At 68.6% G+C, this 26,376-nt stretch carries 27 protein-coding genes; 11 read left to right on the top strand and 16 right to left on the bottom strand.

Annotated elements, in window-relative coordinates:
• Positions 1-9 precede the first annotated feature (9 nt).
• From nbrcactino_RS17815 to nbrcactino_RS17805, 3 genes are all read left to right on the top strand, one after another.
• Positions 10-432, top strand: coding sequence for a CoA-binding protein (locus nbrcactino_RS17815; protein WP_161928784.1), 423 nt, complete (start codon positions 10-12; stop codon positions 430-432).
• A gap of 7 nt (positions 433-439) precedes the next feature.
• Positions 440-1,165: a hypothetical protein gene (locus tag nbrcactino_RS17810; protein ID WP_161928783.1), complete on the top strand. Its 726-nt coding sequence runs from the start codon at positions 440-442 to the stop codon at positions 1,163-1,165.
• A 106-nt stretch (positions 1,166-1,271) separates the two neighbouring features.
• Complete coding sequence (locus nbrcactino_RS17805) at positions 1,272-1,700, top strand: hemerythrin domain-containing protein (RefSeq protein ID WP_228461005.1); 429 nt, start codon at positions 1,272-1,274, stop codon at positions 1,698-1,700.
• A 125-nt stretch (positions 1,701-1,825) separates the two neighbouring features.
• On the opposite strand, the gene nbrcactino_RS17800 is transcribed toward nbrcactino_RS17805, so the two are convergent.
• Positions 1,826-3,337, bottom strand: a complete 1,512-nt coding sequence (locus nbrcactino_RS17800) for a flavin-containing monooxygenase (RefSeq protein WP_161928817.1) — start codon at positions 3,335-3,337, stop codon at positions 1,826-1,828.
• A 110-nt stretch (positions 3,338-3,447) separates the two neighbouring features.
• On the opposite strand from nbrcactino_RS17800, the gene nbrcactino_RS17795 reads away from it, so the two are divergent.
• The gene (locus tag nbrcactino_RS17795) at positions 3,448-3,930 is read left to right on the top strand and encodes a hypothetical protein (RefSeq protein ID WP_371864614.1); all 483 of its coding nucleotides are present in this window, start codon (positions 3,448-3,450) and stop codon (positions 3,928-3,930) included.
• Positions 3,931-4,073: 143 nt separating this feature from the next.
• On the opposite strand, the gene nbrcactino_RS17790 is transcribed toward nbrcactino_RS17795, so the two are convergent.
• The 4 genes from nbrcactino_RS17790 to nbrcactino_RS17775 all read right to left on the bottom strand — a co-directional run bounded on the left by nbrcactino_RS17790 (position 4,074) and on the right by nbrcactino_RS17775 (position 6,943).
• Positions 4,074-5,447, bottom strand: coding sequence for an FAD-binding oxidoreductase (locus nbrcactino_RS17790; protein WP_228461003.1), 1,374 nt, complete (start codon positions 5,445-5,447; stop codon positions 4,074-4,076).
• On the bottom strand, positions 5,444-6,091 hold the full coding sequence (locus nbrcactino_RS17785; RefSeq protein WP_161928782.1) for an SDR family oxidoreductase: 648 nt from the start codon (positions 6,089-6,091) through the stop codon (positions 5,444-5,446). Before nbrcactino_RS17785 ends, nbrcactino_RS17790 begins: the two co-directional genes overlap by 4 nt.
• A gap of 1 nt (position 6,092) precedes the next feature.
• Entirely contained in the window at positions 6,093-6,356 is a 264-nt protein-coding gene (locus nbrcactino_RS17780) for a GlsB/YeaQ/YmgE family stress response membrane protein (protein ID WP_161928814.1), read from the bottom strand.
• A 95-nt stretch (positions 6,357-6,451) separates the two neighbouring features.
• Positions 6,452-6,943 (bottom strand): hypothetical protein, encoded by a 492-nt coding sequence (locus nbrcactino_RS17775; protein ID WP_161928781.1) that lies wholly within the window; start codon positions 6,941-6,943, stop codon positions 6,452-6,454.
• A gap of 92 nt (positions 6,944-7,035) precedes the next feature.
• Between nbrcactino_RS17775 and nbrcactino_RS17770 the strand changes: the two genes are divergently transcribed.
• On the top strand, positions 7,036-7,236 hold the full coding sequence (locus nbrcactino_RS17770) for a hypothetical protein (RefSeq protein ID WP_161928780.1): 201 nt from the start codon (positions 7,036-7,038) through the stop codon (positions 7,234-7,236).
• A gap of 28 nt (positions 7,237-7,264) precedes the next feature.
• On the opposite strand, the gene nbrcactino_RS17765 is transcribed toward nbrcactino_RS17770, so the two are convergent.
• The 3 genes from nbrcactino_RS17765 to nbrcactino_RS17755 all read right to left on the bottom strand — a co-directional run bounded on the left by nbrcactino_RS17765 (position 7,265) and on the right by nbrcactino_RS17755 (position 9,598).
• Positions 7,265-7,606, bottom strand: a complete 342-nt coding sequence (locus tag nbrcactino_RS17765; RefSeq protein ID WP_161928779.1) for a DUF488 domain-containing protein — start codon at positions 7,604-7,606, stop codon at positions 7,265-7,267.
• Positions 7,607-7,644: 38 nt separating this feature from the next.
• Positions 7,645-8,985: an NADP-specific glutamate dehydrogenase gene (gene gdhA, locus nbrcactino_RS17760; RefSeq protein ID WP_161928778.1), complete on the bottom strand. Its 1,341-nt coding sequence runs from the start codon at positions 8,983-8,985 to the stop codon at positions 7,645-7,647.
• A 145-nt stretch (positions 8,986-9,130) separates the two neighbouring features.
• Positions 9,131-9,598 (bottom strand): NUDIX hydrolase, encoded by a 468-nt coding sequence (locus nbrcactino_RS17755; RefSeq protein WP_161928777.1) that lies wholly within the window; start codon positions 9,596-9,598, stop codon positions 9,131-9,133.
• Between the two features lie 43 nt (positions 9,599-9,641).
• Here nbrcactino_RS17755 and aroA point away from each other — a divergent pair, with 43 nt between their 5' ends.
• On the top strand, positions 9,642-10,922 hold the full coding sequence (gene aroA, locus nbrcactino_RS17750; RefSeq protein WP_161928776.1) for a 3-phosphoshikimate 1-carboxyvinyltransferase: 1,281 nt from the start codon (positions 9,642-9,644) through the stop codon (positions 10,920-10,922).
• A complete protein-coding gene (gene rsgA, locus nbrcactino_RS17745; protein ID WP_161928775.1) occupies positions 10,919-11,950 on the top strand; it encodes a ribosome small subunit-dependent GTPase A in 1,032 nt (343 codons plus the stop codon). The genes aroA and rsgA overlap by 4 nt, the downstream gene beginning before the upstream one ends.
• A 6-nt stretch (positions 11,951-11,956) precedes the next feature.
• Here rsgA and nbrcactino_RS17740 read toward each other — a convergent pair whose 3' ends face one another.
• Together nbrcactino_RS17740 and nbrcactino_RS17735 are read right to left on the bottom strand one after the other, a co-directional pair.
• Positions 11,957-13,171, bottom strand: coding sequence for a fatty acid desaturase family protein (locus nbrcactino_RS17740; protein WP_161928774.1), 1,215 nt, complete (start codon positions 13,169-13,171; stop codon positions 11,957-11,959).
• A 56-nt stretch (positions 13,172-13,227) separates the two neighbouring features.
• The gene (locus tag nbrcactino_RS17735; protein ID WP_161928773.1) at positions 13,228-14,547 is read right to left on the bottom strand and encodes a fatty acid desaturase family protein; all 1,320 of its coding nucleotides are present in this window, start codon (positions 14,545-14,547) and stop codon (positions 13,228-13,230) included.
• Between the two features lie 105 nt (positions 14,548-14,652).
• On the opposite strand from nbrcactino_RS17735, the gene nbrcactino_RS17730 reads away from it, so the two are divergent.
• On the top strand, positions 14,653-15,765 hold the full coding sequence (locus nbrcactino_RS17730; RefSeq protein WP_161928772.1) for a ferredoxin reductase: 1,113 nt from the start codon (positions 14,653-14,655) through the stop codon (positions 15,763-15,765).
• 3 nt (positions 15,766-15,768) lie between these two features.
• Here nbrcactino_RS17730 and nbrcactino_RS17725 read toward each other — a convergent pair whose 3' ends face one another.
• Complete coding sequence (locus tag nbrcactino_RS17725; protein ID WP_161928771.1) at positions 15,769-16,764, bottom strand: AraC family transcriptional regulator; 996 nt, start codon at positions 16,762-16,764, stop codon at positions 15,769-15,771.
• 91 nt (positions 16,765-16,855) lie between these two features.
• Here nbrcactino_RS17725 and nbrcactino_RS17720 point away from each other — a divergent pair, with 91 nt between their 5' ends.
• Both nbrcactino_RS17720 and nbrcactino_RS17715 read left to right on the top strand, forming a co-directional pair.
• Entirely contained in the window at positions 16,856-18,271 is a 1,416-nt protein-coding gene (locus nbrcactino_RS17720; protein ID WP_161928770.1) for a DUF1254 domain-containing protein, read from the top strand.
• Positions 18,268-19,053, top strand: a complete 786-nt coding sequence (locus tag nbrcactino_RS17715) for a hypothetical protein (RefSeq protein ID WP_161928769.1) — start codon at positions 18,268-18,270, stop codon at positions 19,051-19,053. Before nbrcactino_RS17720 ends, nbrcactino_RS17715 begins: the two co-directional genes overlap by 4 nt.
• Positions 19,054-19,138: 85 nt before the next feature.
• Here nbrcactino_RS17715 and nbrcactino_RS17710 read toward each other — a convergent pair whose 3' ends face one another.
• From nbrcactino_RS17710 to hpf, 5 genes are all read right to left on the bottom strand, one after another.
• Positions 19,139-19,660 carry a DUF6912 family protein gene (locus tag nbrcactino_RS17710; protein WP_161928813.1) on the bottom strand — a complete coding sequence of 174 codons (522 nt, stop codon included), beginning with the start codon at positions 19,658-19,660 and terminating at the stop codon, positions 19,139-19,141.
• Position 19,661: 1 nt separating this feature from the next.
• Positions 19,662-21,095 carry a wax ester/triacylglycerol synthase domain-containing protein gene (locus tag nbrcactino_RS17705; protein ID WP_161928768.1) on the bottom strand — a complete coding sequence of 478 codons (1,434 nt, stop codon included), beginning with the start codon at positions 21,093-21,095 and terminating at the stop codon, positions 19,662-19,664.
• A gap of 47 nt (positions 21,096-21,142) precedes the next feature.
• Positions 21,143-21,706, bottom strand: coding sequence for an Rv3235 family protein (locus tag nbrcactino_RS17700; RefSeq protein ID WP_161928767.1), 564 nt, complete (start codon positions 21,704-21,706; stop codon positions 21,143-21,145).
• Positions 21,707-21,763: 57 nt separating this feature from the next.
• A complete protein-coding gene (secA, locus tag nbrcactino_RS17695; protein ID WP_161928766.1) occupies positions 21,764-24,544 on the bottom strand; it encodes a preprotein translocase subunit SecA in 2,781 nt (926 codons plus the stop codon).
• 155 nt (positions 24,545-24,699) lie between these two features.
• A complete protein-coding gene (gene hpf / locus nbrcactino_RS17690) occupies positions 24,700-25,446 on the bottom strand; it encodes a ribosome hibernation-promoting factor, HPF/YfiA family (RefSeq protein WP_161928765.1) in 747 nt (248 codons plus the stop codon).
• A 225-nt stretch (positions 25,447-25,671) separates the two neighbouring features.
• On the opposite strand from hpf, the gene nbrcactino_RS17685 reads away from it, so the two are divergent.
• Positions 25,672-26,376, top strand: coding sequence for a ComF family protein (locus nbrcactino_RS17685; RefSeq protein WP_228461002.1), 705 nt, complete (start codon positions 25,672-25,674; stop codon positions 26,374-26,376).

The raw sequence follows: 26,376 nt of genomic DNA, 5'->3' as shown, positions 1-26,376 counted from the left end.
GCTCGACCCATGGGCAACCGAGCAGACACCGACGCCGTCGTCGAGGAGATCTTGCGGTCCTACGACACGATCACCGTCGTCGGGGCCAGCGCCGACCCGGCCAAGGCCGCCAACGAAGTCCCCGCGTACATGCAAAAGCACGGATGGCGGATCATCCCGGTCAACCCGCACGCCGATGAGATCGTCGGCGAGAAGGTCTACCGGTCGTTGGCGCAGGTGCCCGAACAGGTGGGGCTCGTCGACGTGTTCCGCCCGTCCGCCGACTGCGCCGACGTCGCACGGGCCGCCGTCGAGGCCGGGGCGACGGCACTGTGGCTGCAGTTGGGCATCACGTCACCGGAGGCACGCCGGATCGCCACCGACGCCGGCCTGGCGTATGTCGAGGACCGGTGCCTGATCATCGAGCAGCGGCGCACCGGGATAGCCCGCTGACCCGGACATGGGCACCCTCGACGACCTGACCGCACCGGGTCGGCTGCCGCTGACCCTGCTCTTCGTGGCCTTCCTGGCCACCTTCGTCCTCACCCGGGCGATCACCCGGTTGATCCGCGCCGGCCGCGGCCCCTTCCGCAACAACGTGCGCGGCGGAGTGCACATCCACCACTCCATCCCCGGCATCATCCTCACCATCACCGGTGCGATCGCCTCCGTCGCCGCACACGGGGCGGCACCGATGGCCGCGATCAGCGCCGTGATGATCGGCGTCGGGTCGTCGCTGGTACTCGACGAGTTTGCCTTGCTCCTCCACCTGCAAGACGTGTATTGGTCGCGCGAAGGGCAACTGTCGGTGCAGGTCGTGATGCTCACCAGTGCGGTGCTGGGCCTGTTGGCCGTCGGCATCGACCCACTCGCGGATACCTCCTCGGCCGATCTCGGCCACCTCGGCTTCCTCGCCGGGCTCCCGGTCCACCTGCTGGCGTTGCTCGTTTGCGTCGCGAAGGGCAAGTACTCCACGGCCGTCTTCGGCGCCTTCCTGCCGCCGATCGCCTGGATCGGGGCGTTCCGCCTGGCCCGACCGGATTCGCGGTGGGCGCACAAGCGCTACTCGCCGGAGCAGCGGCGACGGGCCCGGGACCGCGCCGACGGTCTCGACGCCCGATGGGGTCGGCTCGGGCTGGAACTGGGCGACCTCGTGGCCGGGCGGCCGACCGAGTCCCCGTCGTAGCCCCGCGGGTGGGCACGCGGCCGGGACCAACGTCTCCGACCGTCCGCTGCGGCCGCGCCGCGCAATATAATTGAGTGGATTCCGTTAAATTGCTGGGAGGTTCGCGGTGACCACTCTTGCTCAGGCTCTACAACAAGAGCATGTCGACATCGATGCGGGGATCGACGGCGAGGGCACCATGCTGGATGCCATTGCCGCCCTGCGACGCCACATCTACCTGGAAGAGGAACTGCTGTTCCCGCCGCTGCGCGAAGCGGGAATGCTCGGCCCCGTCATGGTGATGCTGCTCGAGCACGGCCAGATGTGGCACCTGATGGACGAGCTCGAGCCGATCCTGCGCGAGGACCCCGCCGACCCGCGGATCGGCTCGTTGCGCCGCGATCTCGTCGCGCAGATCGAGGCGCACAACCCCAAAGAGGAGATGATCCTCTACCCTCAGGCCGACACCGCGCTCGACGAGGAGTCGTCGAGCGAGCTGCGCGACTTCCTCGAAGCCGGCTCGATGCCCGACGGGTGGGTCTGCGACCGGGCCTGACCCCCGCCGACTGGGCCCTCATCCCAGTCGACTGGGCCCTCGATCCCGCCGACTGGGCCCTCATCCCCGTCGACTGGGCCCTCATTCCCGTCGACTGGGCCCTCAATCTCGTCGACTGGGCCCCGTCAGCGGGTGAACTCGTAGTCCGAGAGCGGGAAGGTTGCCATCTCGCGCAGCGTCCCCGGGGTCGAGCGCGGTCGGAGCAGGGTCGCCTCGCCCGCGTGGTTGAAGTAATAGCTGCGCGACGTCGAGCAGTCGCCGCGATAGAACACCGACGACTCCAGGCGGCGCGTCACGTCGTCGAGGAAGCGCGTATTCGCGTCGTCGGTCACTTCGAACGTGACGGCACCTCGACGTTTGAACTCGCCGAGCAAGCGGGCGATGTGGCGCATCTGCCCTTCGATCGTCGTGAAGTACGACAGTCCGCTGTACGAGTAGGGACTGTTGAGCGTGAGGAAGTTCGGAAACTTCGGCACCGTGATCCCTTCGTAAGCCTGGAAACGTTCGGCACGCCACCACTTGCCGAGGTCTTTGCCGTCCCGGCCGCGGATCTCGAAAGCGGGAAAGTTGGTGTCCCACAGGTCGAATCCGGTGGCCAGCACCAAGGTGTCGATCTCCGTCTTCTCCCCGTCGGCAGTCAGGAGACCGTCGGGATCGACCTTGACGATCGACGACGTCTCCAAGTGCACATTCGGCTTGGTGAAGGTCGCAAAGTACTCGTTGGAGAAAGTCGGCCGCTTGCACCCGAAGTCGTAGTTGGGGGTGAGCTTCGCACGCAGCTCCTCGTCGGCAATCTGGTTTCGCAGATGTGCCTTGGCGAGGCGCTCGGCGCCCTTGTTTCCCAATTTGAACTGCTTGTAGTGGAGCACGCCGGTCACCATGAGGAGCTCAAGCATCGCCGTGTTCACCAGACGTGCCGCCTTCTGCGTGGCCGGCACACGGGCAAACAACTTCTGCACCGCCCGCGGAATGGCGAAGTCGACTTTGGGCACGACCCAGATCGCGGTGCGCTGATAGACCGTCAGCGCTGCTGCCCGTTTGGCGATCTCGGGGATCAACTGCACCGCCGTCGCGCCGGTTCCGATGACGGCCACGCGTTCACCGGTGAAGTCGTGGCCGTCCTCCCACGCCGTCGTGTGGATGACCTTGCCGGCAAACGTCTTGATCCCCGGGATGTCGGGGGTACGCGGTTGGGACAGGAATCCCGTCGCCGTGAGCAGAAAGCGTGCGGTTCGCTCGGTGCCATCCTCGCTGAAAACGCGCCACATGGAATTCGTCTCGTCCCATTCGGCGCGCGCAACCTGCTCACCGAAAGTCATATGGCGGCGCAGGTCGTATTTGTCAGCCACGTGCTCGGCATACCGCTTGAGCTCTGCGCCGGGCGCGAAGAGCCGCGACCAGTACGGGTTGGGTTCAAACGAATAGCTGTAGGTGACCGAGGCGATGTCCACCGCCAGCCCTGGGTAGTGGTTGACGTGCCAGGTACCGCCGAGATCGTCTTCGCGCTCGACGATGGCGATGTTGGTGACACCCTGACGCTTCAACTCGATCGCCGCGCCCATCCCACCGAATCCGGCACCGACGATCACCGCGTCGAACTCCGGTGCCCTCGCACTCTCGGCGCCCCCGCGCGCGATAACGTTGTCCTCAGCCACGATTCCTCGATTCCTCGGCGTACCCCAACCTTACATCGTTCGATGACACAGTCGCCGTGGTCGGGTTCAGCCCAGCAGAACGGTCCCAGCCCATGCCTATCGATTCCCGCGCAATCTGCCACGTCGCCGGCGAGCGCGGTGCACTGATCGACCAGCTCGACGCCGTCACCATCGCCACGGTCGTCGCCGCGGGCCTCATCCTCGCGTGGGCGATGCTGTTGGGGGTGTGGAAGTACCGGCAAATCCTGACGTCGCCGAACGGACAGGCGCATGTCTACGTCGACATCGCCCACCGCGCGGCCCTCATGTATTCGTTCGCGACGCTCGTTCTGGCAGCGCTCACCGCGCTTTCTGCGTGGCCGGCGTGGGTCAATGCCGTATGTGTCGCCGTCGCGGTGTTCTTCTTCGTCGCTGCGATCGCCAGCTATGTGTTGCACGGTGCGTTGCGCGACACCGACAACCAATTCCATCCGAGGCCCGGTGGTCTGGTCCGCGGTTTCATGATCGCGCTGATCGTCGGCGAGGTGGGAACCGTCGTGGTCCTCGTCGTCGGGGTCGTCGTCGCCTGGGCGTAGCGGGGCCCAGTCGACGGGATCGAGGGCCCAGTCGACGAGATCGGGGGCCCAGTCGACGAGATCGAGGGCCCACTCGACGAGATCGAGGGCCCACTCGACGGGATCGAGGGCCCACTCGACGGGAAAGAGGGCCCAGTCGACGGTTAGTCGGGGGCGTCGGGAAAGAGGACGCCGGGATTGAGCCGGCCGTCGGGGTCCCAGGCCTGCTTCACCGCACGCATGGTCGCCACGTCGACCTCGTCACGGACGACCGAGAGCCACTCCCGTTTGTCTCGGCCGATGCCGTGCTCGGCGCTCACACTGCCCTCGCGCGCCACAACCCGCTCCAAAACCCGGTGGGCCACCTCGGCCTGCTGTTCGACGGGGACGTCGAGCAGGTTCACGTGGAGGTTTCCGTCGGCGGCGTGGCCAAAGACGACCAACCGGCAGGGGTAGGGCAACGACGCGATCAACTCGTCCAGATCGGCGAGGAAGGCGTCCAGATCACGTCGGCGGATGGTGACGTCGAGCTTGACCGGCACCGTCGTGCTGGCCGCGGCAATCGTCTCGGTGTGGCGTTCGCGCAGTTCCCACAGCGGCCGCGCGGGCCCCTCGTCGACGACCGCGTCGGCGACGCCGCTGTCGGCCAGCACGGCGGCCAGGCGCTGCACCGGGTCCGCACCGGATACCTCCAGCAACACCTGATACCCACTCGACCCGGCCAACGCCGGCCGCGCCCCTGCCTCGACGACCAGCGCGACACCGGCCCGCGTCATCAATTCCACGGCCTCGATCACGAGCCCGGCCCGCCGAATCTGCCGGATCAGGGTGAACACCTCGTCGGCAGTGTCGATGCCGACGACCGCCGCCGCCGTGTGCCCCGGCTGATCGACCACCGCGAACAACACCCCGGTGATCACCGCCAGCGTGCCCTCGCTCCCGGCCAGCAGCCCGGGCAGGTCATAGCCGACGTTGTCCTTGCGCAACGGGCTCCACCGGCGAAGGACCCGGCCGTCGGCGCGAACCGCCTCGATCCCCAGCACCTGTGCCCGCGTGCCGCCGTGTCGGACCACGTGGATGCCACCCGCGCTGGTCGCCACGATCCCGCCCGCGGTGGCCGAGTCGCGCGAGGCCAGATCGATCGCGAACCGGGTACCCGCGGCTGCCGCCGCCGCCGCGATCGAGGCGACCGTGGCACCGGCCTGGACTCCGACGCACATCTCCACCGGATCGACGGCCTCGACATCGGTCATCCGCGCCGTCGACAAGACGACGACGGGCCCACCCGCAACCTCCGGAACAGATCCGCCGACCAGACCGGTGTTGCCCCCTTGGACGACGACCGCGACGCCGGTGCGCGCGCATTCGGCAACCACGGCGGACACCTCCGCGGTGGTTCGGGGCCGCACGACCGCATCGGCGGCACCGGTGCGCCGCCCCGTCCAGTCCGCGAGGTAGCCCCGCATCAGATCGGGGTCGGTCAGAACCTGGTTCGCTCCGACGATTCGCCCAAATGCATCCGTGGTGAACCCGGTCACCAGGTTCCCACGGCGTTCGGACCGTCGTTGAACTCCAATTGGCGGTGGATGGTGGCGGGATCGTGCAGGGCCGCGACGACGACCGCCGCAACCGTGTCCCGGCTGACGGCGCCCTTGACCTGCCCGGTGGCCGAACCGGCCTCGGCGACCTCGACTCCCCCACCGGGACCGTCGGTGAGCGTGCTGGGTCCCAGGATCGTCCAGTCCAGGTCTGTTCCGCGGAGGAATTCATCGGCCGCGGCCTTCGCCTCCGCGTAGGTGAAGAACGAGTTGTCTTCGGGCACACCGTGATGGGTGCTGGCCCCGTAATAGGAGACCATCACATACCGGCGCACGCCGGCCGTCGCGGCCGCGCGCATCGAACGGATCGCCGCGTCACGGTCGACCGCGTAGGTGCGGGCGGGGTTGCCCCCGCCCGCACCCGCGGACCACACAATCGCGTCATGACCGCCGATGACCTCGGCAAAAGCCGACTCGGTCGTCGCCTCGACGTCGAAGAGCACCGGCTCGGCGCCGGTCTCCGCGACCTCGTCGGCCTGATCGGCCCGCCGGATCAAGGCGGTGACCTCGTCTCCCCGATGGGTCAACAATCGGGCTGCCCGCAGGGCGACCTTCCCGTGGCCGCCGACGATGACGACGCGCATGTCAGCTCGACGATCGCGAGGTGATCGCCTCGTACCCGACGGTCAACACCACCGCCGCGGCGATGCTGATGATCCAGCGCCACCAGTCGATCCCCGCGGTGTCGGCGACACCCAGTTTCGCCGCCACCCAGTAGCCGACCACGGCACCGAGGATGCCGAGGATGACCGTCACGAGCACCGACACCGACTGCTTGCCGGGCATCACCACCCTTGCCAGGATTCCGATGACCGCGCCGAAGATGATCAGCCCGATAATCCCGCCCACGCTCAGTTCCATGTGCCCTCCATCGTTGTGTATCGCTTCATTCTGCATCCCCGACCTGCCCCCACCCTATGCCGCCGGGATGGGGGGGCGCACCGCTATCGATCCAGGGCCGCGCGCGGTAGGCGCAATCGCGCACCGCCCCCGGTGCGGGGCAACGATTTCGCCTTCATATAGGCGAATCCAATCCGGTCGGGACTGGCGAAACCACACCGCTCCCGGAACCATGCGACGACGAGATCGGCGACCAACACGGCCGACTGGCTGACCAGGTAGCCGTGGGTGCAGTCCTCGAACAACCCGTCGTGGTGCCACCGGTCCGGCTCGACCATCTCCCCGTCGTAGGCGTCGAGGAGGGGGATGATCATCAGCGTCGTCGACAGCCGCAACAGGAACCGGTCCCCGTGCAAGCGCTGCATCTGGGCGCACTCCACGTCGTACCCGTCGGTCGCAGGTGTGGCGTCGGCACGGCCGGCGTCGATCACCGACGCCACCGGCAACTCCATCAGCCGAGCGGCAAGCCAGCCCGCGAAGCCCTCCCACACCTCGTCTACCGTCCCGTACTCGCCGTTGTCGCCTCGTCCCACCATTGCCGCCTCCGGATTCGGACCGCCACCGACCATCGGTGAACTGGTGTTCGAATTAGACCATCGGCGTCCGACATCGGGCCTAGGATCGGGGTATGGGCAGTGGCACCGATCCGACGGCCGTCCTGCGCCGGTGGGCCGATTCCGGCGCGGTGTGGCGGGTGCTGTCCCGCCGCGGCCCCGCGGTGGTGGTGGGGATGTACCGGTGCGACGGCGGCGAGGAGATCGACCGTCTCGTGTCCTCGGATCCGGCGCTGCTCGCCTATCTCGGCGACCGCCGCTCCAGCGAGGACTGAACAACGACGTATCGCCCCGATCTCCGGGTCAGAGTTCGCCGACGATGATCGGCACCTCGCTGTGGTCGGGATCCTTCGTCGCCGTCACCAATTCGACGTCGCCCGCGGCGGCCAGCTCGCGGATCTCGGCGAGGGCTTGGGCCTGCTCCCCGCCACCCAACTCGGCGCGGTAGCGGCGGGCGAACTCGTCGAACTTGGCCGGGTCGTGGCCGTACCACTGGCGCAGTTGCGTACTCGGCGCCACCGCCTTGCACCACTGCCCGATCCGCGGGTCGCCCTTACGGATGCCGCGCGGCCACAACCGGTCGACCAGCACCCGGGTGACCCCGGGCGGAACGTCGTCGTAAACCCTGCCGATGGTGACGCTCATGGCGTCCACGCTACTCCGGCAGGCAGTCGCGATCGGGGCTAGATGACGCCCAGCGCCAGCATCGCGTCGGCGACCTTGATGAAGCCGGCGATGTTGGCACCGGCGATGTAGTTGTCCGGCATGCCGTAGACCTCGGCGGTCTCGACGCAGCTGTCGTGGATGCCGCGCATGATCTCGGCGAGTCGTTCCTGGGTGTAGTCGAAGCTCCACGAGTCCCGAGAGGCGTTCTGCTGCATCTCCAGGGCACTGGTCGCGACACCGCCGGCGTTGGCCGCCTTGCCCGGGGCGAACAGCACGCCGGCCTCGGTGAACGCCTTGGTGGCATCGGGGGTACACGGCATGTTCGCGCCCTCGGCCACAGCCAGCACACCACCGCTGATCAGCTTGGCCGCATCGTCGGCGTGCAGTTCGTTCTGGGTGGCACACGGCAGCGCGACGTCGACGGCGACATCCCAGATGTTGCCCTTCTCGACGACCGAGCAGCCGTTGCCGCGCTTGGTGGCGTAGTCGCCCACCCGGCCGCGGTCGACCTCCTTGACCTGCTTGAGGACCTCGAGGTCGATGCCCTTCTCGTCGACAATGTAGCCCGACGAGTCCGAGCAGGCGATGACCGTGCCGCCGAGCTCGTGGATCTTCTCGATCGCGTAGATGGCGACGTTGCCCGACCCGGACACCGAGACCTTCTTGCCCTCGAACGACTGTCCGCGGGTCTTGAGCATCTCGTCGGTGAAGAAGACGGCACCGTACCCGGTCGCCTCCGTGCGGACCTGGGAGCCGCCCCAGGCCAGGCCCTTGCCGGTGAGCACGCCCGACTCGTAGCGGTTGGTGATCCGCTTGTACTGGCCGAACAGGTAGCCGATCTCGCGGCCACCGACGCCGATGTCACCGGCGGGGACGTCGGTGTACTCGCCGATGTGGCGGTACAGCTCGGTCATCAGCGACTGGCAGAAGCGCATGATCTCGCCGTCGGAACGACCCTTGGGGTCGAAGTCGGAGCCGCCCTTGCCGCCACCGATCGGCAGGCCGGTCAGCGAGTTCTTGAAGATCTGCTCGAAGCCGAGGAACTTGATGATGCCCAGGTAGACGCTGGGGTGGAACCGCATGCCGCCCTTGAAGGGGCCGAGCGCGGAGTTGAACTCGACGCGGAAGCCGCGGTTGATCTGGACCTTGCCGGCGTCGTCGACCCACGGCACGCGGAAGATGATCTGTCGCTCGGGCTCGCACAGTCGCTTGATGACCGCGGCGTCGGCGTATTCCGGGTGCTTGGTCAGCACCGGTCCGAGGCTGTCGAACACCTCGCGCACGGCCTGGTGGAATTCACGTTCCCCGGGATTGCGGCCCACGACCTCATCAAAGAGCTCGGTCAGCTTCGCTTCCATTAATCGACAACCTCCACCAGGCCTCCACGTTGAGACCCAACAATGAAACCCTCACAATCGCGAGGGTTCTGCTGAGCGCAAAAATGCCACATTGACGCCGGTCGTGCCAAATCGCACAAATCGGACACCGCCGTGGCCTGGGGGTTCATCCCAACGTCTCGGCCAGCCGGTCCAGGAACACCGCTTGGGCGGGGTTGAGCTTGTCGGCCGCATCGGCGGCGGTGAACCACTCGGCGCGATCGACCTCCGGGAACTCGCGCACCTGCCCCGACTTCGGCGGCCACACCATCTCGAAGGTGTTCGACACGACGGCCGCGGCGTCGAGGTCGCCGCGCAGCGCGAACGCGCGCACCACCTTGCCGCCGCGCTGCACCGCCTCACCGAGGTCGATCTCCGTGCCCTCCGGCGCAGGCGAACCGGTCTCCTCGCCGAACTCGCGCCGAGCGGCCGCGAGCGGGTCCTCGGCCGCCTCGTACTCCCCCTTCGGGATCGACCAGGCGCCGGCGTCCTTGCGGGCCCAGAACGGCCCACCGGGATGGACCAGCAACACCTCGAACCCGCCGGGATCGGCCGCCGCCCGGTAGAGCAGCAGTCCCGCACTGTGCGACGCCATCCGTCGATTATCCCCCGCCGGCGCCCATGAGAGACTGGACGCCATGACGACCTGGTCCGCCCCCACCGCGCCCGCCCCGGTGTCGGCGACCGTCGCACTCCCCGGCTCGAAGTCCATCACCAACCGCGCCCTGGTCCTCGCCGCGCTGGCCGACGGCCCGTCGACGGTCGACGGGACGCTGCGCAGCCGCGACACCGACCTGATGCTCCACGGCCTGGCCGCGATGGGCACCGGCATCGACATCGCCGACGACGACCCGACCCGGGTCACCGTGACGCCGCGGCCGCTGCACGCCGCGACTGTCGACTGCGGGCTCGCGGGCACCGTCATGCGCTTCCTCCCCCCGGTCGCCGCGCTGGCGACCGGCACCGTGGCCTTCGACGGCGACGAGCAGGCCCGCTCCCGACCGCTGGGCACCATCCTCGACGCGCTGCGCGACCTCGGCGCCGAGATCACCGGCGCCGCACTGCCGTTCACCGTCGCCGGCCGTGGCGCCGTGGCCGGCGGGGACGTCGTGATCGACGCGTCGGCGTCGTCGCAGTTCGTCTCCGGGTTGCTGCTGTCGGGCGCGCGCTTCGACTGCGGGGTGCGGGTCATCCACCGGGGCGATCCGGTGCCGTCGATGCCGCATGTCGAGATGACGCTGTCGATGCTGGCGGTGCACGGCGTCGACGTCGCCACCGATGTCCCCGACGAGTGGCGGGTCGCGCCGGGGCCGATCGCCGCGCACGACTGGGTGATCGAGCCCGACCTGTCCAACGCCTCCCCGTTCCTGGCCGCCGCCGCCGCGACGACGGGCACGGTGCGCGTCCCGCGCTGGCCGGCGGTCACCACCCAACCCGGTGCGCAGTTCGTCGACATCCTCGGCGACTTCGGCGCGCACGCCACCCTGGGCGCCGACGGCGTGCTGACCGTCGTCGGGACCGGCGAACTGCGCGGCATCGACGCCGACCTGCGCGCCGTGGGCGAGCTGACCCCGACGATCGCGGCGCTGTGCGCCCTGGCGACCGGCGAATCCCGACTGAGGGGCATCGGCCATCTGCGCGGGCACGAGACCGACCGCCTGGCGGCACTGGTCACCGAGATCAACCGGCTCGGCGGCGACGCGGTGGAACTCGACGACGGATTGCTGATCCGCCCGCGCCCGCTGCACGGCGGGGTGTGGGAGTCCTACGCCGACCACCGGATGGCGACCGCGGGCGCGGTGATCGGCCTGTGCGTGCCCGGCGTCGAGGTCGTCGACATCGCCACCACGGCCAAGACGATGCCCGATTTCCCCGGGATGTGGTCGGCCATGCTCGGCGCGGGGGTCACCGCCGAGTGAGCCGGGGGCGGACCACCGGGGGCTACGACGAATCCGACGTCCGGATTCGCCCGGGGAAGAGTTCGCGCCCGCGCACCAAGACCCGACCGGCCCACGCCGACGCGTCGGGCGCCATGGTCGTCTCGGTCGACCGGGGGCGCTGGGGCTGCGCGATCGAGGCCGACCCGGAGCGGGTCGTCGTGGCCATGCGGGCCCGGGAATTGGGCCGCACCCCCATCGTCGTCGGCGACCGGGTCGGCGTGGTCGGCGATGTGTCCGGCGACAAGGACACCCTCGCCCGGATCGTCCGCGTCGACGACCGCTCGTCGGTGTTGCGCCGCACCGCCGACGACACCGACCCGTATGAGCGCATCGTCGTCGCCAACGCCGACCAACTGCTCATCGTGACCGCGCTGGCCGACCCGCCGCCGCGGACCGGCTTCGTGGAGCGGGCCTTGGCCGCGGCCTACGTCGGCGGGCTAAGCCCGGTCTTGGCGCTCACCAAGTCCGACCTCGCCGACGGGTCGGCGTTCCGCGCGGCCTTCGACGGGTTGGACCTGCCGATTGTGTCCGCCGGGCGCGACGACGACCTCGACGGGTTGGGCGAACTCCTCGCCGGAAAGCTGACCGCGCTCATCGGACACTCCGGTGTCGGCAAGTCGACGATGGTGAATCGTCTTGTCCCCCAAGCAGATCGGGCCACCGGCGAGGTGTCCGGCGTCGGCAAGGGACGCCACACCTCGACCCAGTCGGTGGCGCTGCCGGTCCCGGGCATCCCCGGCACCTGGGTGGTCGACACCCCGGGGATCCGCTCCTTCGGGTTGGCCCACGTCTCCCCCGACGACGTGGTCAACGCCTTCGCCGATCTTCGCGAGGCCATCGAGGACTGCCCGCGCGGCTGCACCCACCTGGGCCCGCCGGCCGATCCGGAGTGCGCGCTGGACCTCCTCGAGGGCGCGGCGTCACGACGGGCCCAAGCCGTGCGCAACATCCTCGTCGCACTGCATTCCGGCGACCCGCATTCCAGTGACGCCGACGCGGAGAGCTGACCGCGGCTATCGCCAGGAGCGCCGGATCCGGCGGCGGCGCGAGCGGGCCAGGTCCCGCAGCGCGGTCTTGAGCCCCCGTTCGGCGGGCCGGCCGTCGAACCGGCGCTCGGACGCGGTTTCGGGCGCGTCGTCGACGGTGTCGCGCAGCAGTTGATCGGGCAGCGCGAGCTTGTTGATGGTCCGCAACGTCTGCATGTACTGGGTGAACAGCGAGCCGGTCGTATAGGGCAGGTCGTATTTCTCACACAGTTCCCGCACCCGGACCGAGATCTCGGCCAACCGGTTGCTCGGCAGGTCGGGATAGAGGTGGTGCTCGATCTGGTAGGACAGATTGCCGGACAGGAAGGCCATGACCGGACCGGTCTCGAAGTTGGCCGTCCCCAGCATCTGGCGCAGGTACCACGCGCCGGCCGTCTCCTCCTCCAGCGAGTCGACGGTGAACTTCTCCGCCCCGTCGGGGAAGTGTCCGCAGAAGATGACGACGTACGCCCACAGGTTGCGCACCACGTTGGCGGTCAAGTTGGCGGTGAGGGTGTGCTTGAAGTTCGGCCCGGTCAGCGCCGGGAAGAGCACGTAGTCCTTGGCGATCTGGCGCCCCGCCTTGCGCACGAACTCCCGGATCTGCGGGGCCGCCTCGGCTTTGGACTTCTCGCCCCGGGCGACCGCGCCCAATTCCAGGTCGTGGAGGGCGATCCCCCACTCGAAGGTCGCCGCGAGCAGCAGGTTGGCGAAGGGTTGGGCCAGCCAGCGCGGCTCCCAGGGCTGGTCACGGGTCACCCGCAGGGTCTTGTACCCGACGTCGTGGTCCATCCCGACGACGTTGGTGTACTTGTGGTGGATGAAGTTGTGCGAGTGCTTCCAATGGGGAGCGGCACACACCATGTCCCACTCCCACGTCGTGGAGTGGATCTCGGGATCGTTCATCCAATCCCACTGGCCGTGCATGACGTTGTGGCCGAGTTCCATGTTCTCGATGATCTTGGCCAACGCCAACGACCCGGTCCCCAGCCACCACAGGCCGCGCTTGTGGCTGCCCAGCAGCGCCACGCGCCCGACGATCTCCAGCGCCCGCTGGGCACGGATCGTGCGCCGCAGGTAGGCGACGTCGCGCGCGCCGAGGTCAGACTCGACCTCGCGGCGCAACGAGTCAAGCTCGGCGCCGAGCGCCTCGACGTCGGCGTCGCTCAGGTGCGCGTACTCGCGGATATCGGTGATTGCCATCGCGGTCTATTATGCGCGTCGTCGGGACGACATGCCCACCCGCGGGCCGATGGTCCTCACGCGGCCCGCGACGACCGTCCGGGGTCGGTCCCCGGGCCGGTCCGCAGCGCGGTGACGACCCGACGCGAGCGGCGGCGCTGCCGCATCCCGGCGATCGCCGAGCGGAGACCGCGACGGCGCCCGGTCACCGGATCCACCGTCGAGACCAGCGGCTTCGACGGGTCCTCGGACTTGAAGCGGCGCTCCGACGCGGTTTCGGGCGCGTCGTCGGCGGTGGCGATCAGGAACCGGTCGGGCAGCGACAGCTTGGCGATGGTCCGCCACGACTTCAGGTACTGCACCGGCAACGACCCCGTGGTGTAGGGCAGGTCGTACTTCTCGGCCAGCGCCTGGACCCGCTGCGCGATCTCGGGCAACCGGTTGCTCGGCAGGTCCGGGAACAGGTGGTGCTCGATCTGGTAGGACAGGTTCCCGGACATGAAGCCCAGGACCGGACCGGAGTGGAAGTTGGCGCTGCCGAGCATCTGGCGCAGGTACCACTGCCCCTGCGACTCGGTGTCCATGTCCTTCTTGGTGAACTTCTCGGCACCGTCGGGGAAGTGGCCGCAGAAGATGACCGCGTTGGTCCACAGGTTGCGGATGATGTTGGCGACGAGGTTGGCGCCGGCCGTGCGCCGCGCGGCCCGCGGCGAGCGGGTGACCGCACCGACGACGGCCGGGTACAGGATGTAGTCCTTGCCGACCTGTCGGCCGATCTTGGCGCCGACGTCGCGCAGGTCGGCGGAGAACTGCGCCTTGTCCTCGGGCGTGCGGCGCTTGCGGCCGAGCTCCAGGTGCTGGGCGGCCACGCCGTACTCGAAGAACAGCGCGAGGATCGTGTTGTAGACCAGGTTGCCCAGGTAGAACGGGCGCCACCGCTGGTCGCGGGTCACCCGGAGCAGGCCGTACCCCACGTCGTCGTCCATCCCCAAGACGTTGGTGTACTTGTGGTGGATGTAGTTGTGGGTGTGCTTCCAGTGCGCCGACGGGCCGGTGTTGTCCCACTCCCAGGTGGTGGAGTGGACCTCGGGATCGTTCATCCAATCCCACTGGCCGTGCATGACGTTGTGGCCCAGTTCCATGTTCTCGATGATCTTGGCGACGCCCAGCGTCGATGCCCCGGCCCACCACAGGCCCCGGCGGCTCCCGCCGGCGATCATCGCGCGCCCAGCGAGGTCGAGTCCGCGCTGCAGGCGGATGGTGTTGCGGATGTACCGGGCGTCGCGCTCGCCGCGGTCGGCCTCGATGTCGGCGCGGATCTGGTCCAGTTCCGCGGCCAACGCCTCGACGTCTGCATCGGTGAGATGGGCATACTCGGGGATGTCGGAGATTGCCATGTCCGTCCTAACCTACGGGTTCGTAACTTACGCAAGCGTAGGTTACGATTACGGAGGTTGTCCAGCCCCCAGTCACCCGGGCCGCCGCAGAAGGAGTACCCACGCATGAATTGGCGTGAACGATTCGAAGAGCCGGTGCGCGGCGTCAACGCGCGCCACCGCGCGTCGCAGTGGGTGCGCGCCGCCGCCGCCCGGATCACCACCCCCCTGCTGCCCGACGATTACCTGCACCTGGCCAACCCGCTGTGGTCGGCGCGCGAACTGCGCGGCCGAGTCGTCTCGGTGCGCCGCGAGACCGCGGACTCGGCGACCATCGAGATCAAACCCGGATGGGGCTTCTCCTTCGACTACCAGCCCGGGCAGTACCTCGGCATCGGCGTCGCCGTGGGCGGGCGCTGGATCTGGCGCTCCTACTCGCTCACCTCCGCACCGGACCTCGCCGAACAGCAGCAAACGGTCTCCATCACGGTCAAGGCGATGCCCGAGGGGTTCCTCTCCTCCCACCTGGTGACCGGGCTCAAGCCGGGCACCATCGTCCGCCTCGCCGCCCCCGCCGGCGAATTCGTCCTGCCCGAGCCGCTACCTGCCACCCTCCTCTTCCTCACCGCCGGCAGCGGCATCACCCCGATCATCTCGATGCTGCGAACGGTCGAGCACCGCGGCCAGCGCACCGACATCGTGCTGGTCCACTCCGCCCCCACCGCCGACGACGTCCTCTTCGCCGACGAGCTGGCCGGCTATGCCGACCGCGGGATCACCGTCCACCTCCACCAGACCCGCCGCGACGGCCGCCTCACCCCCGACGGGATCGGCGCCCTGTGCCCGGATTGGGCCCAGCGCGAGACCTGGGCGTGCGGTCCCGGCGGCTTCCTCGACCTGGTGTCCGGGATGTTCGACGACGCCGGCGTGCGCGACCACCTGCACCTCGAGCGCTTCGCCCTCGAACGCGGCGCCGCCGGTGAGCAGGGCGGGACGGTCTCGTTCACCCGCAGCGGCAAGACCGCGACGATCGACGGGGCGACCACGATCCTCGAGGCCGGTGAGGCGGCCGGCGTGCTCATGCCCTTCGGCTGCCGGATGGGGATCTGCCAGAGCTGTGTCGTCCCGGTCGAGGCCGGCGTCGTCCGCGACCTGCGCACCGGCGTCGAGCATGTGGCCGGCGAGCGCATCCAGACCTGTGTGTCCGCCGCGGCCGGCGACTGCTCGCTCGACGTCTGACCGTCATCCTCGCGCGCGCAGCTCCGTCGGGCTCGCATCGAACCAACGCCGGCAGGCGCGCGTCAACGTGCTCTGCTCGGTATAGCCGAGCTGCCGGGCCACCTGTGCGACCGACAAGTCCGACCCGACGAGCAACCGCTCGGCGATGTCGCGCCGGGTCTGGTCCACCAACTCCGCCAGGCTCGTCCCCTCGGCGGCGAGGCGCCGCTGCAGAGCCTTCGGATGCAGGTTGAACTGGCCGGCGACCAGATCGATGTTGAGCCTGCGGGTCGGGAGTAACTGCCGCAGGACGCTGCGGACCGAGCCCACAATCGCACGTTCCCGGTGTGCCATGACGTCGACGAGGTAGTTCATGGCCACCTGGTGGACCAGCGGGTCGCGCCCCAACGGCCGCTCCAGATCCGCTGCCCGAACGGTGAAGCCGGCGACCGGCTCATCAAATCGCGGCGAGCAGCCGAAGTAGTAGCGATACGACGACGGCAAGCCCAGCGCCGAATGCGGAAGGTGCACCGCCACCGGTCGATACGCGGTCCCCAGGAGGGTCCGGAAGACGCGAAGGGTGAGACCGAGTGCGAGCTCGATGGATTGGGCCTGCGGCGGCGCGGGATCCATCAGGAAGCTGTACTCGAATCGCGCCAGCCCATCGTCGGGGCCGGGCCCGACCTGGGCGAGAATCGCAGCGCTGTAGGTGTCCATATAGGTGTCGAAGATCCCCAGCGCCTCACCGACGGTGCCGGCGGTGCGGGCCGCGACGCCCACCGGTCCGAGGATGTCGATGCTCTGCAGATCGGCGAGTCGGCGACCGAAGTCCGCAACATCGAGAACCGCAGCCGCAGTCTCCACGGCCAACACGGCATTCCTACAGACAATGAACCGTTCGTGGTCCCCGACATCGCCGGGGTCGACACCGGCCGCCGCTAGTAGTGCTACGGCATCCCCGCCACAGTCGCCGACGAGCGTGTCGAAGCCGCTCAGACTCGAACCCCGGATCAGCAGCATGTCCCTCAAAGTAAAAACTCCGTCCAGCAGAGTCAAGACGCACCCGCCCTCGTCCGGCACAGTTGTATCCATCACCTACAAGGAGGACTCGATGAAGCGTGTTGGGATTGTCGCCACTCTCACCGCCGCGACCCTCGCCATCGCCGCCTGCCAAAGCGATGGTGAGCCGGCGGAGACCTCCGGAGCTCGGACACCCCTACAATTCCGCGAAATCGCCAAACAGGCCTACATCTATGGATTGCCGTTGGTCGACAGCTATCGCATCCAACACTCCTACTTCGCCGACAAGGCAAACCCGCAGTACAAAGGCGATTGGAACACACTGCACAGCATCGCCCGGGTCTTCACTCCGGCCGACACCACCGTTCAGACCCCCAACTCCGACACGCCGTACTCGTTCATCGGTGCCGATCTGCGCGCCGAGCCCCTCGTGCTGACCGTCCCCAAGATCGACGCGAACCGCTACTACTCGCTGCAGTTCATCGACGCCTACACCTACGACTACCACTACGTCGGCAGCCGCACCACCGGCAATGACGGTGGTAAGTATCTGCTGGCCGGTCCCGGCTGGAATGGCGAGAAGCCCGCGGGCATCGACGAGGTGATCCGGGCCGACACCGACTTCTCGTTGATCATCTACCGGACCCAACTGTTCGATCCAGCCGACCTGGACAACGTCAAGCGAATCCAGGCCGGGTACAAGGTGCAGCCGTTATCAGCCTTCACCGGCAAGCCGGCGGCCACGGCCCCGCCCGTCGACTTCATCACGCCGCTGACCGTCGAAGAGCAGCGAACCTCACCGAGGTTCTTCGAGATCCTTGGTTTCGTCCTCAAGTACGCCCCCGTGTTCCCCGACGAGAAGGCGCTGCGCGAGCGCTTCGCCTCCATCGGCATCGGACCCGACGGCGGATTCAACCCCGACACACTGAGTCCCGAACAGTTGCAGGCCGTCAAGGATGGCATGGCCGATGCCCTGGCCGAGTTGGCGACATTCCAGACCGACGAGCTCAACACCGGCAAGGTCACCTCCGCGGACCTGTTCGGCACGCACGCCGAACTCGGCGACAACTACCTCTACCGGATGGCCGGCTCGGTGCTCGGCATCTACGGCAACGTCGCAAAAGAAGCCCTCTACCCCGTTGTCGCCAACGATTCGACGAAAGCTCCACTGTCCGGCGCCCACTCCTACACCTTGCGCTTCGCCCCCGGCCAGCTGCCGCCGGTCCATTCGTTCTGGTCGATCACCATGTACCGGATGCCCCAGAGTCTGCTCGTGGCCAATCCGATCGACCGCTACCTGGTCAACTCGCCGATGCTGCCCGGCCTGATCAAGGATCCCGACGGAGGCGTCACGCTGCACGTGCAGAACCAGTCGCCCGGCAAGGACAAGGAGGCCAACTGGCTCCCCGCGCCCGAAGGCCCGTTCCAGATGATCCTGCGGTTGTACTGGCCGAAGAAGCCGGCCCTCGACGGTGAGTGGAAGACTCCACAGGCCGTGAAGCAGTGATCGGCGTGATCGGCGAAACGAGGGCCGTCCGTCGACTGCTGGTGGGCGCCCAGGCTGCGGCCCTCCTCTTACTCGGCACCGTCTCACCCTCGCACGCGCAATCGCGACACAGTGACGTCACCTGCTCCGATCAGATCATTCAGGGAGTCTTCCGCAACGTCACGGTCTCGCCGGGCCACTGGTGCCTCGTACAGCACTCGTTGGTCACCGGAAGCGTGACGTCGGTGCGCGCCTCGACGTTTGGGCTCATCACAAGCACCGTCCTCGGCAGTGTGGCCGTCACCCACACCACCCTGCATCCGAACAAGGCTGCCTTCTTCGGGCTGGGAACCGCAAATGGTATCTGCTCCTCGACGATCCGCGGTGACTTGACCATCACTGACAGCGGGCCGGATGCACCCTGGGACGTGTCGAGCACGAACTATCCGACGCTCGGGAATTTCTCGACGTGCGTATCGCAGATCTCGGTCGGCGGCAACCTCGACTTCCTGCGCAACCACTCTGCCGCCAACCAGGTTGCCGGCGCCGTCGTCGGCGGCAGTCTGACGTGCTTGGGGAATCGCGGCTTCGTCGGCGGAAAGATCCTTCCGGCCTATCCGAACAAGGTTGCTCGCACTGCGTCCGGACAGTGTGAACACAACTCCGTGGGCGCGCACAACACGACGAAGATCGTCCCGGGCGTCCCGCACTTCACGACGATTGTCGACCGGGGTGATCGCGTTCCCTCGCAGACGCAATGGTTGCAGCTCGTGGCGCAGAATTACCGCATTGATCCGCAGTGACCGGCTCTAAGTAGATCCAAGGCGGTGCGCCACCATCCTCCGCCCACAAGTGGGCAAGCTGCATGCGTCGTTGGACGCAGCTGCACTACAACAATTCCAGCAGGAACGGCAGCTCCTGGGTGGCGTACCAACCCAGGTCGAAATCTTCGGCATCGCCGATCGCAAGTTCCGCATCGAGATCGCCCAGGTCGGCCGCGTCCACCGCGGCCACCGCGGCCCGCACCGCGGCTTCGGCGTCGGCCCCGTCGACATGCACCGCGGCGATCGCCGACCGCGGCACCACACCGGTCACCTTGACCACCGCGGCGTCCAGATCCGGCCGCAGCGCCACCTGCTCGACGTCGGCGGCCACCACGACGCGCCGCGGCGGTAGCGACGCCCCGTCGTGCTCCTCGTCGGTCTCGGGTTCGTCCGCGCCGAGCAACCGCAGGCTCGCCCGGGCGGCTTCACGAAGCGCCGCCTCGGCGAGTTCCTCGTCGTCGCCGGCGGTGTACGCCTCCCGCAGGGCCGGGGTCAGCGCGAAGGCCGTACCGCCCACCGGCGTGAATTCGCCTGTCTCATTGAGCGATTGCAGCATCGCGAGCGTTGCCGGCAGGTAGACCCGCACGTCATCGACCTCCCTCGGCGTCGGTGATCTCATCGAAGGCGTCGTGGGTGTAGTCGACGAGGGCGGGCAGGTCCGACATCACGCCGCGGTCGCCGAGGTAGGCGAACTCGATGTGGTCGGCATAGGTCATCACGGCGATGGCCAACGCCCGGTTGGCCAGCAGCGCCGGGATCCCGAACAGCTCCCGCACCGGCACGCCGCGCACCCACCGCTGTCCGATCGGCGTCGCCACCACGGCGATCGGCAGGTTGTAGGTGTGCCGGTTCCAACTGGTGAAGAACCGCGCGGCCGCGTCGCCGAACGGGACCACACCCAAATCCGGCAGCAGCGGACTGACCCGCGTGGTCTGCCGCGACGCGGACTGCGCGTTGCGCGTCGCCAGCCCGGCGACCTGCGCCAGGACCACCGTCGGATTCGCCTCGCCGACCGGCAGATCGGTGACGAACCCCGGCCCGTCCTCCCCGAACCAACCGTCGCGCGGCCGCCCGGTTCCGGAATCGGCCTCGTCGTCGGCGGGACGCGAACCGATCGGCAGGACCACGCGCACGGTCGCCCCGGCACCGAGGGTGTCGGTGAACGAGAGCATCCAGCGGCGCAACACCCCGGTGACGACGGCCAGTTCCACATCGCGCTGGCCGCAGCGGTACTGCTCGGCGACCCGGGCGGCCTCGGCGACCGGGATCGACGCGACGGCGAAGCTGCGCGTCGACGTCGTGGCCTGGTTCAACCGGCTGGGCGGCGCCGAATTGGTGACCTGCGAGATCGCCTCGGTGGCCCGGCTGGCCGTCGACGTCACCAGGTCGCGCAACCCGCCGACGGGTCCGTTCCCGACGATGCTCTCCACGAGTTCCCCGGGCCGGGCCAACCCCTCGGCGATCGCATCCACCGCGAGTTGGGCCTGGCTCGGCGCCCGCGTCGGCAACCAGATGTCCTCGGCGGGCTCGCCGAACTCCGGTTCGGCGTCGAGCAGCAATCCCGACAGCTCCGGGGAATCGGGGCCCAGGACGCACCGGTGCGTCTTGGTCAGGATGGCCATCGCCCCGTCGGCCAGCCCTTCGATCAGATACATCTCCCACAACGGGCGCTGCGGGTCCAGCGGCCGCGACAGGATCCGGCCGACGAGGTCCTGCAGTTGCTCGGTGGCACCCGGCCGCGGCAGCCCGGCCCGTCGGACGTGGAAGTTGATGTCGAAGTCCGGGTCGTCGACCCAGACCGGGCGCGCCAAACCGAGGACGACCGGCTTGACGAGTTGCCGGTAGCGCGGCGCGAGCTGGATGCGACCCTCGATCAGCGACACCAACGACTGGTAGTCCAACCCGGGCTCGGCGCCGTCGGCGGTGGGATCGACGATGATGAGCGCGCCGACATGCACGGTCGAGGAGCCCTCGTCGAGGAAGTAATACATCGCTTCGCGCGGAGTAAGCCGGTTCACCATGATGACGCGATCCTATCGGCCCGACACGCAATCAGAGGCGAGCATCATCAGCCCAACATCAAGCCCTGCACCTGCCAGGCCGGCACCCCGCCACCGGCCCGGCCCCGCCGGCGCGGTCCGCGCGGGGGCACACCCATGCGGCCGGCGAAGGCGCGGACCCGGTCGCCGCAGGTGTAGCTGCCGAAAAACTCGGCCGCGCCGTCGACCCCGAGTTGGATGTGCACCCGCCGCAGCCGCAGGCCCGGAGCCGAGGACCCGGGCAGCGCGCGTGATTCGTGGCGCGCCTTGCCGCGCGCGATCACATGGTCGGCCACCGGCGCGGCGACGAACGGGTCCAGTGCGCCGACGGGCCGCCGACGGTCGATCACCTCGAGCACCACCGTCATCGCCGCGACGGCGAACGCGCGGGCCGAGGCCAACTGCGCCGCCGGCGGACCGGGCGCCGGGGTCCGGTCCGCGACGGCCCGGGTGGCCGCGACCGGATCGTCGGCGCGACGGTCCGCTGCCGTCTCCTCAACCGGGACCGGTGCGGTGCACCCGCATTCCACCGCCCAGCGTCCCGGGTGTTCGAACCTGGGCGCGGGCCGGACCACGACGCGACTGGTCTCCATATAACTGGGACGCAGCGCAACGCCGTTCGGTTCCCTGCGATCCGAAATACCGTCGATTCAGCGGCGGCGCTTGGCCTTCTTCGACGCGGGCTTGCCGCGCTTGGGGCGCCGGTTGGAGCGGCGGCCCGCGGAATCCACCGCATCCCCGTCCTCGGCCGGCTCCTCGTCGAAGGCCGCGGCCGATCCGCTCTCATCCGGGCCGGTGAAGACCATCGGCGTCTCGGCCGGCTGGCCGGGGACGCCGCGCGCCCGCAAACCGGCCGGGATCTTGGACTCGTCGGCCGAGTCGGCGACCGGCCCGGTCGGGAGTTCGGGGCCCGGATCGTAGGCCGGTTCGGTCTCGACCTGGGCGTTGAAGAGGAAGCCCAGCGCCTCCTCCTTGATGCCGTCGAGCATGCCGTGGAACATGTCGAAACCCTCGCGCTGGTACTCGACCACCGGATCGGCCTGGGCCATCGAGCGCAGGTAGATGCCTTCGCGCAGGTAGTCCATCTCGTAGAGGTGGTCGCGCCACTTCCGGTCGATCACCGAGAGGAGGATGCTGCGCTCGAGCTGGCGCATCGCCCCCTCGCCGGCCAACGCATCGATCTCGTCCTCGCGCTTCGCGTAGGCCTGGTGCGCGTCGGCGACGAGAACCTCCCGCAACTCCTCTGCGGCAACGTCGTCGCGCTCGCCGAACTCGTTCTCCCCCAACAGCTGTTGCGGGGACAGCGCGATCGGGTAGAGCGACCGCAGCGCGTTCCACAACTCCTCGACGTCCCAGTCCTCGGCATAGCCCTCGGCGGTCGCACCGTCGACGTAGGCGCCGACGACGTCGTCGATGAACTGCTCGACCTGCTCGTGGTGGTCCTCGCCGGCGAGGATCGTCGAACGTTCGCGGTAGATGACCTTGCGCTGCTCGTTCATCACCTCGTCGTACTTGAGGACGTTCTTGCGGACCTCGAAGTTCTGCTGCTCGACCTGCGTCTGCGCCGACCGGATGGCCTTGGTGACCATCTTCGCCTCGATCGGCACGTCGTCGGGCAGGTTGACGCGGTTCATGATGACTTCCAGCGCCGCGCCGTTGAACCGGCGCATGAGCTCGTCGCCCAGCGACAGGTAGAACCGCGATTCGCCGGGGTCACCCTGACGACCCGAGCGGCCGCGCAGCTGGTTGTCGATCCGGCGCGACTCGTGGCGCTCGGTGCCCAGCACGTACAGCCCGCCCGCCTCGCGCACCTCGTCGGCCTCGGACTCGGCGTTCTCGCGGGCGATCGTGATCGCCTCGTCCCACGCCGCCTCGTACTCCTCGGGCGTGTGCACCGGGTCGAGTCCGGCCTTGCGCAGGCGCGAATCGGCGATGATGTCGGCGTTGCCGCCCAGGACGACGTCGGTACCGCGGCCGGCCATGTTCGTCGCGACCGTGACCGCGCCGACGCGGCCGGCCTCGGCGATGATCTGCGCCTCCTGCTCGTGGTACTTCGCGTTCAGCACCGTGTGCGGGATGCCGCGCCGCTCGAGTTGGCGGGAGAGGTATTCCGAGCGCTCGACGCTGGTGGTACCGATCAGGACCGGCTGGCCCTTCTCGTGCCGCTCGGCGACGTCGTCGACGACCGCGTCGAACTTGGCTTCCTCGGTCTTGTAGATCAGGTCGGTCTGATCCTTGCGGATCATCGGCTTGTTGGTCGGGATCGGCAGCACGCCCAGCTTGTAGATCTGGTCGAACTCGGCGGCCTCGGTCTCGGCCGTACCGGTCATCCCGGCCAGCTTCTCGTACATGCGGAAGTAGTTCTGCAGGGTGATGGTGGCCAGGGTCTGGTTCTCCGCCTGGATCTCCACGCCCTCCTTGGCCTCAATCGCCTGGTGCAGGCCCTCGTTGAAGCGCCGGCCGTCGAGCACGCGGCCGGTGAACTCGTCGACGATGACCACTTCGCCGTTGCGGACGATGTAGTCCTTGTCGCGGTGGAAGAGTTCCTTGACCTTGATCGCGTTGTTCAAGTACCCGACGAGCTGCGAGTTGGCCGCGTCGTAGAGGTTCTCGATACCCAGCTGGTCCTCGACGAAGCTGACGCCGTCCTCGTGGACGCCGATGGTCTTCTTCTTGATGTCGACCTCGTAGTGGACGTCCTTCTTCATCAGCGGCGCGAGACGGGCGAACTCAACGTACCACTTGCTCGACGAGTCGGCCGGGCCGGAGATGATCAGCGGGGTGCGCGCCTCGTCGATGAGGATCGAGTCGACCTCGTCGACGATCGCGAAGAAGTGGCCGCGCTGCACCTGCTGCTCGAGGGCGTGCGCCATGTTGTCGCGCAGGTAGTCGAAGCCGAACTCGTTGTTGGTGCCGTAGGTGATGTCGGCGTCGTAGGCGCGTTTGCGGGCCTCCGGCGACATGGCCGAGAGGATCACGTCGGTCTCCAGGCCCAGGAAGCGGTGGACGCGGCCCATCCACTCGGAGTCGCGCTTGGCGAGGTAGTCGTTGACGGTGACCACGTGCACGCCCTTGCCGGCGATCGCGTTGAGGTAGGCCGGCAGCACACAGGTCAGGGTCTTGCCCTCACCGGTCTTCATCTCGGCGATGTTGCCGAAGTGCAGTGCCGCGCCGCCCATGATCTGGACGTGGAAGTGCTTCTGGTCCAGGACGCGCCAGGCCGCTTCGCGGGCCACCGCAAACGCCTCCGGCAGCAGTTCGTCGAGGGTCTCGCCGTCGGCGAACCGCTCTCGGAACTCGTCGGTCTTGGCGCGCAGTTCGTCGTCGGTGAGCGCGGCGGTCTCGTCTTCGAGAGCTTCGACGTGACCGGCGATCACGTCGAGTCGCTTGACCATCCGGCCTTCGCCGACGCGGAGCAGCTTGTTCAGCACTGGCAATCCCTTGTGTGTAACCGTGAGTGTCTGGCCCGATCGGCGCCCCCGGACCCGGGGGCACTCACACCGAACCCTCTGACATGGTACGGAACAACAGGGACGCGTGCGCCAGCACGTCGGTTAGAGCGGCGCCGCCGGAGCGGCGCCCCTCGTCACACCAACCGGAGCAGGCCGTAGTCGAACGCGTGCCGGCGATAGACGACCGACGGGCGGTCGGTCTCCTTGTCGAGGAACAGGAAGAAGTCGTGCCCGACGAGTTCCATCTCGTACAGCGCGTCATCAACGGTCATCGGCTCGCCCGGGTGTTCCTTGACGCGGACGATCTGCCCCGGCTCGTGGTCGTCCACCGCGTACCGGTCCACGTCCGCCTCGGCCACCGAATCCGCCGCACTGCCGGCCAGGTCGCCCGCACCGGTGGCGGTCGCCTCGGCCAGCGACGTCGGTGTCCGCAGTCCGTAATGGACCTCGCGGCGCGTCTTGGTCCGCCGCAGCCGTGACTCCATCCGGTCCAGCGCCAACTCCAGTGCGGCGTAGAAGTTCTCCCCGCCGGCCTGCGCGCGGACCACCGGCCCCTTGCCGGTGGCGGTGATCTCCACCTGCTGGCACGCCTTGGACTGGCGCCGGTTGCGCTCGTGGTAAAGCTGCACGTCGAACCGGAAGATGGCCGGGTTGAGCCGCTCCAGCCGGGCCAGTTTGTCCCGCACGTACACCTGGTAGTGCTCGGGAATCTCGACGTTGCGCCCGGAGAAGTTCACCGCCGCGTTCGGTTCGGCCGGCTCTGCCGAAATGACCGTGCCCGGCGGGCGGGTGAAGGCGGCCTCGGCGTCGAACGGTTGCTCCCCCTCGCGCCGGGTGACCTTCGGCTCGCGCTGACCTTTGCGGTGAATGACGGACGACATACAACTTCCTCCTACTGGCGGAACAACTCGAACGATCTAGCTATGCCAGCCGGGCGGCTGGCACCGAAGTGTCAGCGGCCTCACCTCCCAGGTAGCGCCTCCGTGTGCGGGGCGGGGATGTTGATCTCGACCGTAGTCGCCTCCCCGTCGGCCTGCCAGGTTTTGCCCCACTGAACGCGCCCGCAATGGTGTGATTGTGATCATCGGCCGACGAGGGGGGCTCGGGTGGAGGGGTCGACCCATCGATTCACGCCCGCCGAGCTGGCACGCGCGCTGGCCGATCTGGTCGCCCCCGTGGTCTGCGGCGGCTGCGGCACCCCCGAGACGCCGTGGTGCCCGCGCTGCGCGCGCAGCCTCGCCGACGTCCCGCGCCTCGTCGAGCCGGCGACCCCCGTCGCGGCCGCCGTCTGGGTCTTGGGCCCCTACCGCGGCCCGCTGCGCGCCGCGATCATCGCCGTCAAGGAACACGGGCGCCGCGACCTCGTCGACCCGATCGGACACTCCCTGGCGCGTGCCGCGGTCACCCTCTTCCGGTGGCGGGAACTGCCCGACGCGCCGCGCCTCGTCCTGGTCCCCGCACCCACGCGCGCCGTCGCGGCCCGCCGACGCGGAGGCGATCCGGTGACGGCGTACGCGCGCGCCGCCGCGCGCCGCCTGGGCTCGCGGGTGGTCGTCGCACCGGTGTTGCACACCGGCGGCTGGGTGCGCGACTCGGCCGGCCTCGATGCCGGCGCCCGCCGGGCGAACCTCCACGGCTCGATCCGGTGCGACACCAATCACCTACGGTCGCTGGAACTTTCGCCCGACGACGTCGTCGTGCTCCTCGACGACGTCGTCACCACCGGGAGCACCGCGGCCGAATCGGTGCGAATCCTCGCCCGCCGCGGCGTGCCGGTGGCGGTGGTCCTCGCGATCGCGGCCGCCGACTGA

Origin of the sequence: Gordonia crocea (assembly GCF_009932435.1) — a bacterium.
Classification (GTDB): Bacteria; Actinomycetota; Actinomycetes; order Mycobacteriales; family Mycobacteriaceae; genus Gordonia; species Gordonia crocea.
This window is presented reverse-complemented; position numbering and strand designations above follow the sequence as displayed.

What these genes read in the sequence shown, in the direction of transcription:
- nbrcactino_RS17815 (WP_161928784.1), top strand. Translation starts at nt 10, where the DNA reads ATGGGCAACCGAGCAGACACCGACGCCGTCGTCGAGGAGATCTTGCGG.
- nbrcactino_RS17810 (WP_161928783.1), top strand. Translation starts at nt 440, where the DNA reads ATGGGCACCCTCGACGACCTGACCGCACCGGGTCGGCTGCCGCTGACC.
- nbrcactino_RS17795 (WP_371864614.1), top strand. Translation starts at nt 3,448, where the DNA reads ATGCCTATCGATTCCCGCGCAATCTGCCACGTCGCCGGCGAGCGCGGT.
- nbrcactino_RS17785 (WP_161928782.1), bottom strand. Translation starts at nt 6,091, where the DNA reads ATGCGCGTCGTCATCGTCGGCGGCCACGGGAAGGTCGCCCTGCGGGCA.
- nbrcactino_RS17775 (WP_161928781.1), bottom strand. Translation starts at nt 6,943, where the DNA reads ATGGTGGGACGAGGCGACAACGGCGAGTACGGGACGGTAGACGAGGTG.
- nbrcactino_RS17770 (WP_161928780.1), top strand. Translation starts at nt 7,036, where the DNA reads ATGGGCAGTGGCACCGATCCGACGGCCGTCCTGCGCCGGTGGGCCGAT.
- nbrcactino_RS17765 (WP_161928779.1), bottom strand. Translation starts at nt 7,606, where the DNA reads ATGAGCGTCACCATCGGCAGGGTTTACGACGACGTTCCGCCCGGGGTC.
- gdhA (WP_161928778.1), bottom strand. Translation starts at nt 8,985, where the DNA reads ATGGAAGCGAAGCTGACCGAGCTCTTTGATGAGGTCGTGGGCCGCAAT.
- nbrcactino_RS17755 (WP_161928777.1), bottom strand. Translation starts at nt 9,598, where the DNA reads ATGGCGTCGCACAGTGCGGGACTGCTGCTCTACCGGGCGGCGGCCGAT.
- aroA (WP_161928776.1), top strand. Translation starts at nt 9,642, where the DNA reads ATGACGACCTGGTCCGCCCCCACCGCGCCCGCCCCGGTGTCGGCGACC.
- nbrcactino_RS17740 (WP_161928774.1), bottom strand. Translation starts at nt 13,171, where the DNA reads ATGGCAATCACCGATATCCGCGAGTACGCGCACCTGAGCGACGCCGAC.
- nbrcactino_RS17735 (WP_161928773.1), bottom strand. Translation starts at nt 14,547, where the DNA reads ATGGCAATCTCCGACATCCCCGAGTATGCCCATCTCACCGATGCAGAC.
- nbrcactino_RS17730 (WP_161928772.1), top strand. Translation starts at nt 14,653, where the DNA reads ATGAATTGGCGTGAACGATTCGAAGAGCCGGTGCGCGGCGTCAACGCG.
- nbrcactino_RS17725 (WP_161928771.1), bottom strand. Translation starts at nt 16,764, where the DNA reads ATGCTGCTGATCCGGGGTTCGAGTCTGAGCGGCTTCGACACGCTCGTC.
- nbrcactino_RS17720 (WP_161928770.1), top strand. Translation starts at nt 16,856, where the DNA reads ATGAAGCGTGTTGGGATTGTCGCCACTCTCACCGCCGCGACCCTCGCC.
- nbrcactino_RS17705 (WP_161928768.1), bottom strand. Translation starts at nt 21,095, where the DNA reads ATGGTGAACCGGCTTACTCCGCGCGAAGCGATGTATTACTTCCTCGAC.
- nbrcactino_RS17700 (WP_161928767.1), bottom strand. Translation starts at nt 21,706, where the DNA reads ATGGAGACCAGTCGCGTCGTGGTCCGGCCCGCGCCCAGGTTCGAACAC.
- hpf (WP_161928765.1), bottom strand. Translation starts at nt 25,446, where the DNA reads ATGTCGTCCGTCATTCACCGCAAAGGTCAGCGCGAGCCGAAGGTCACC.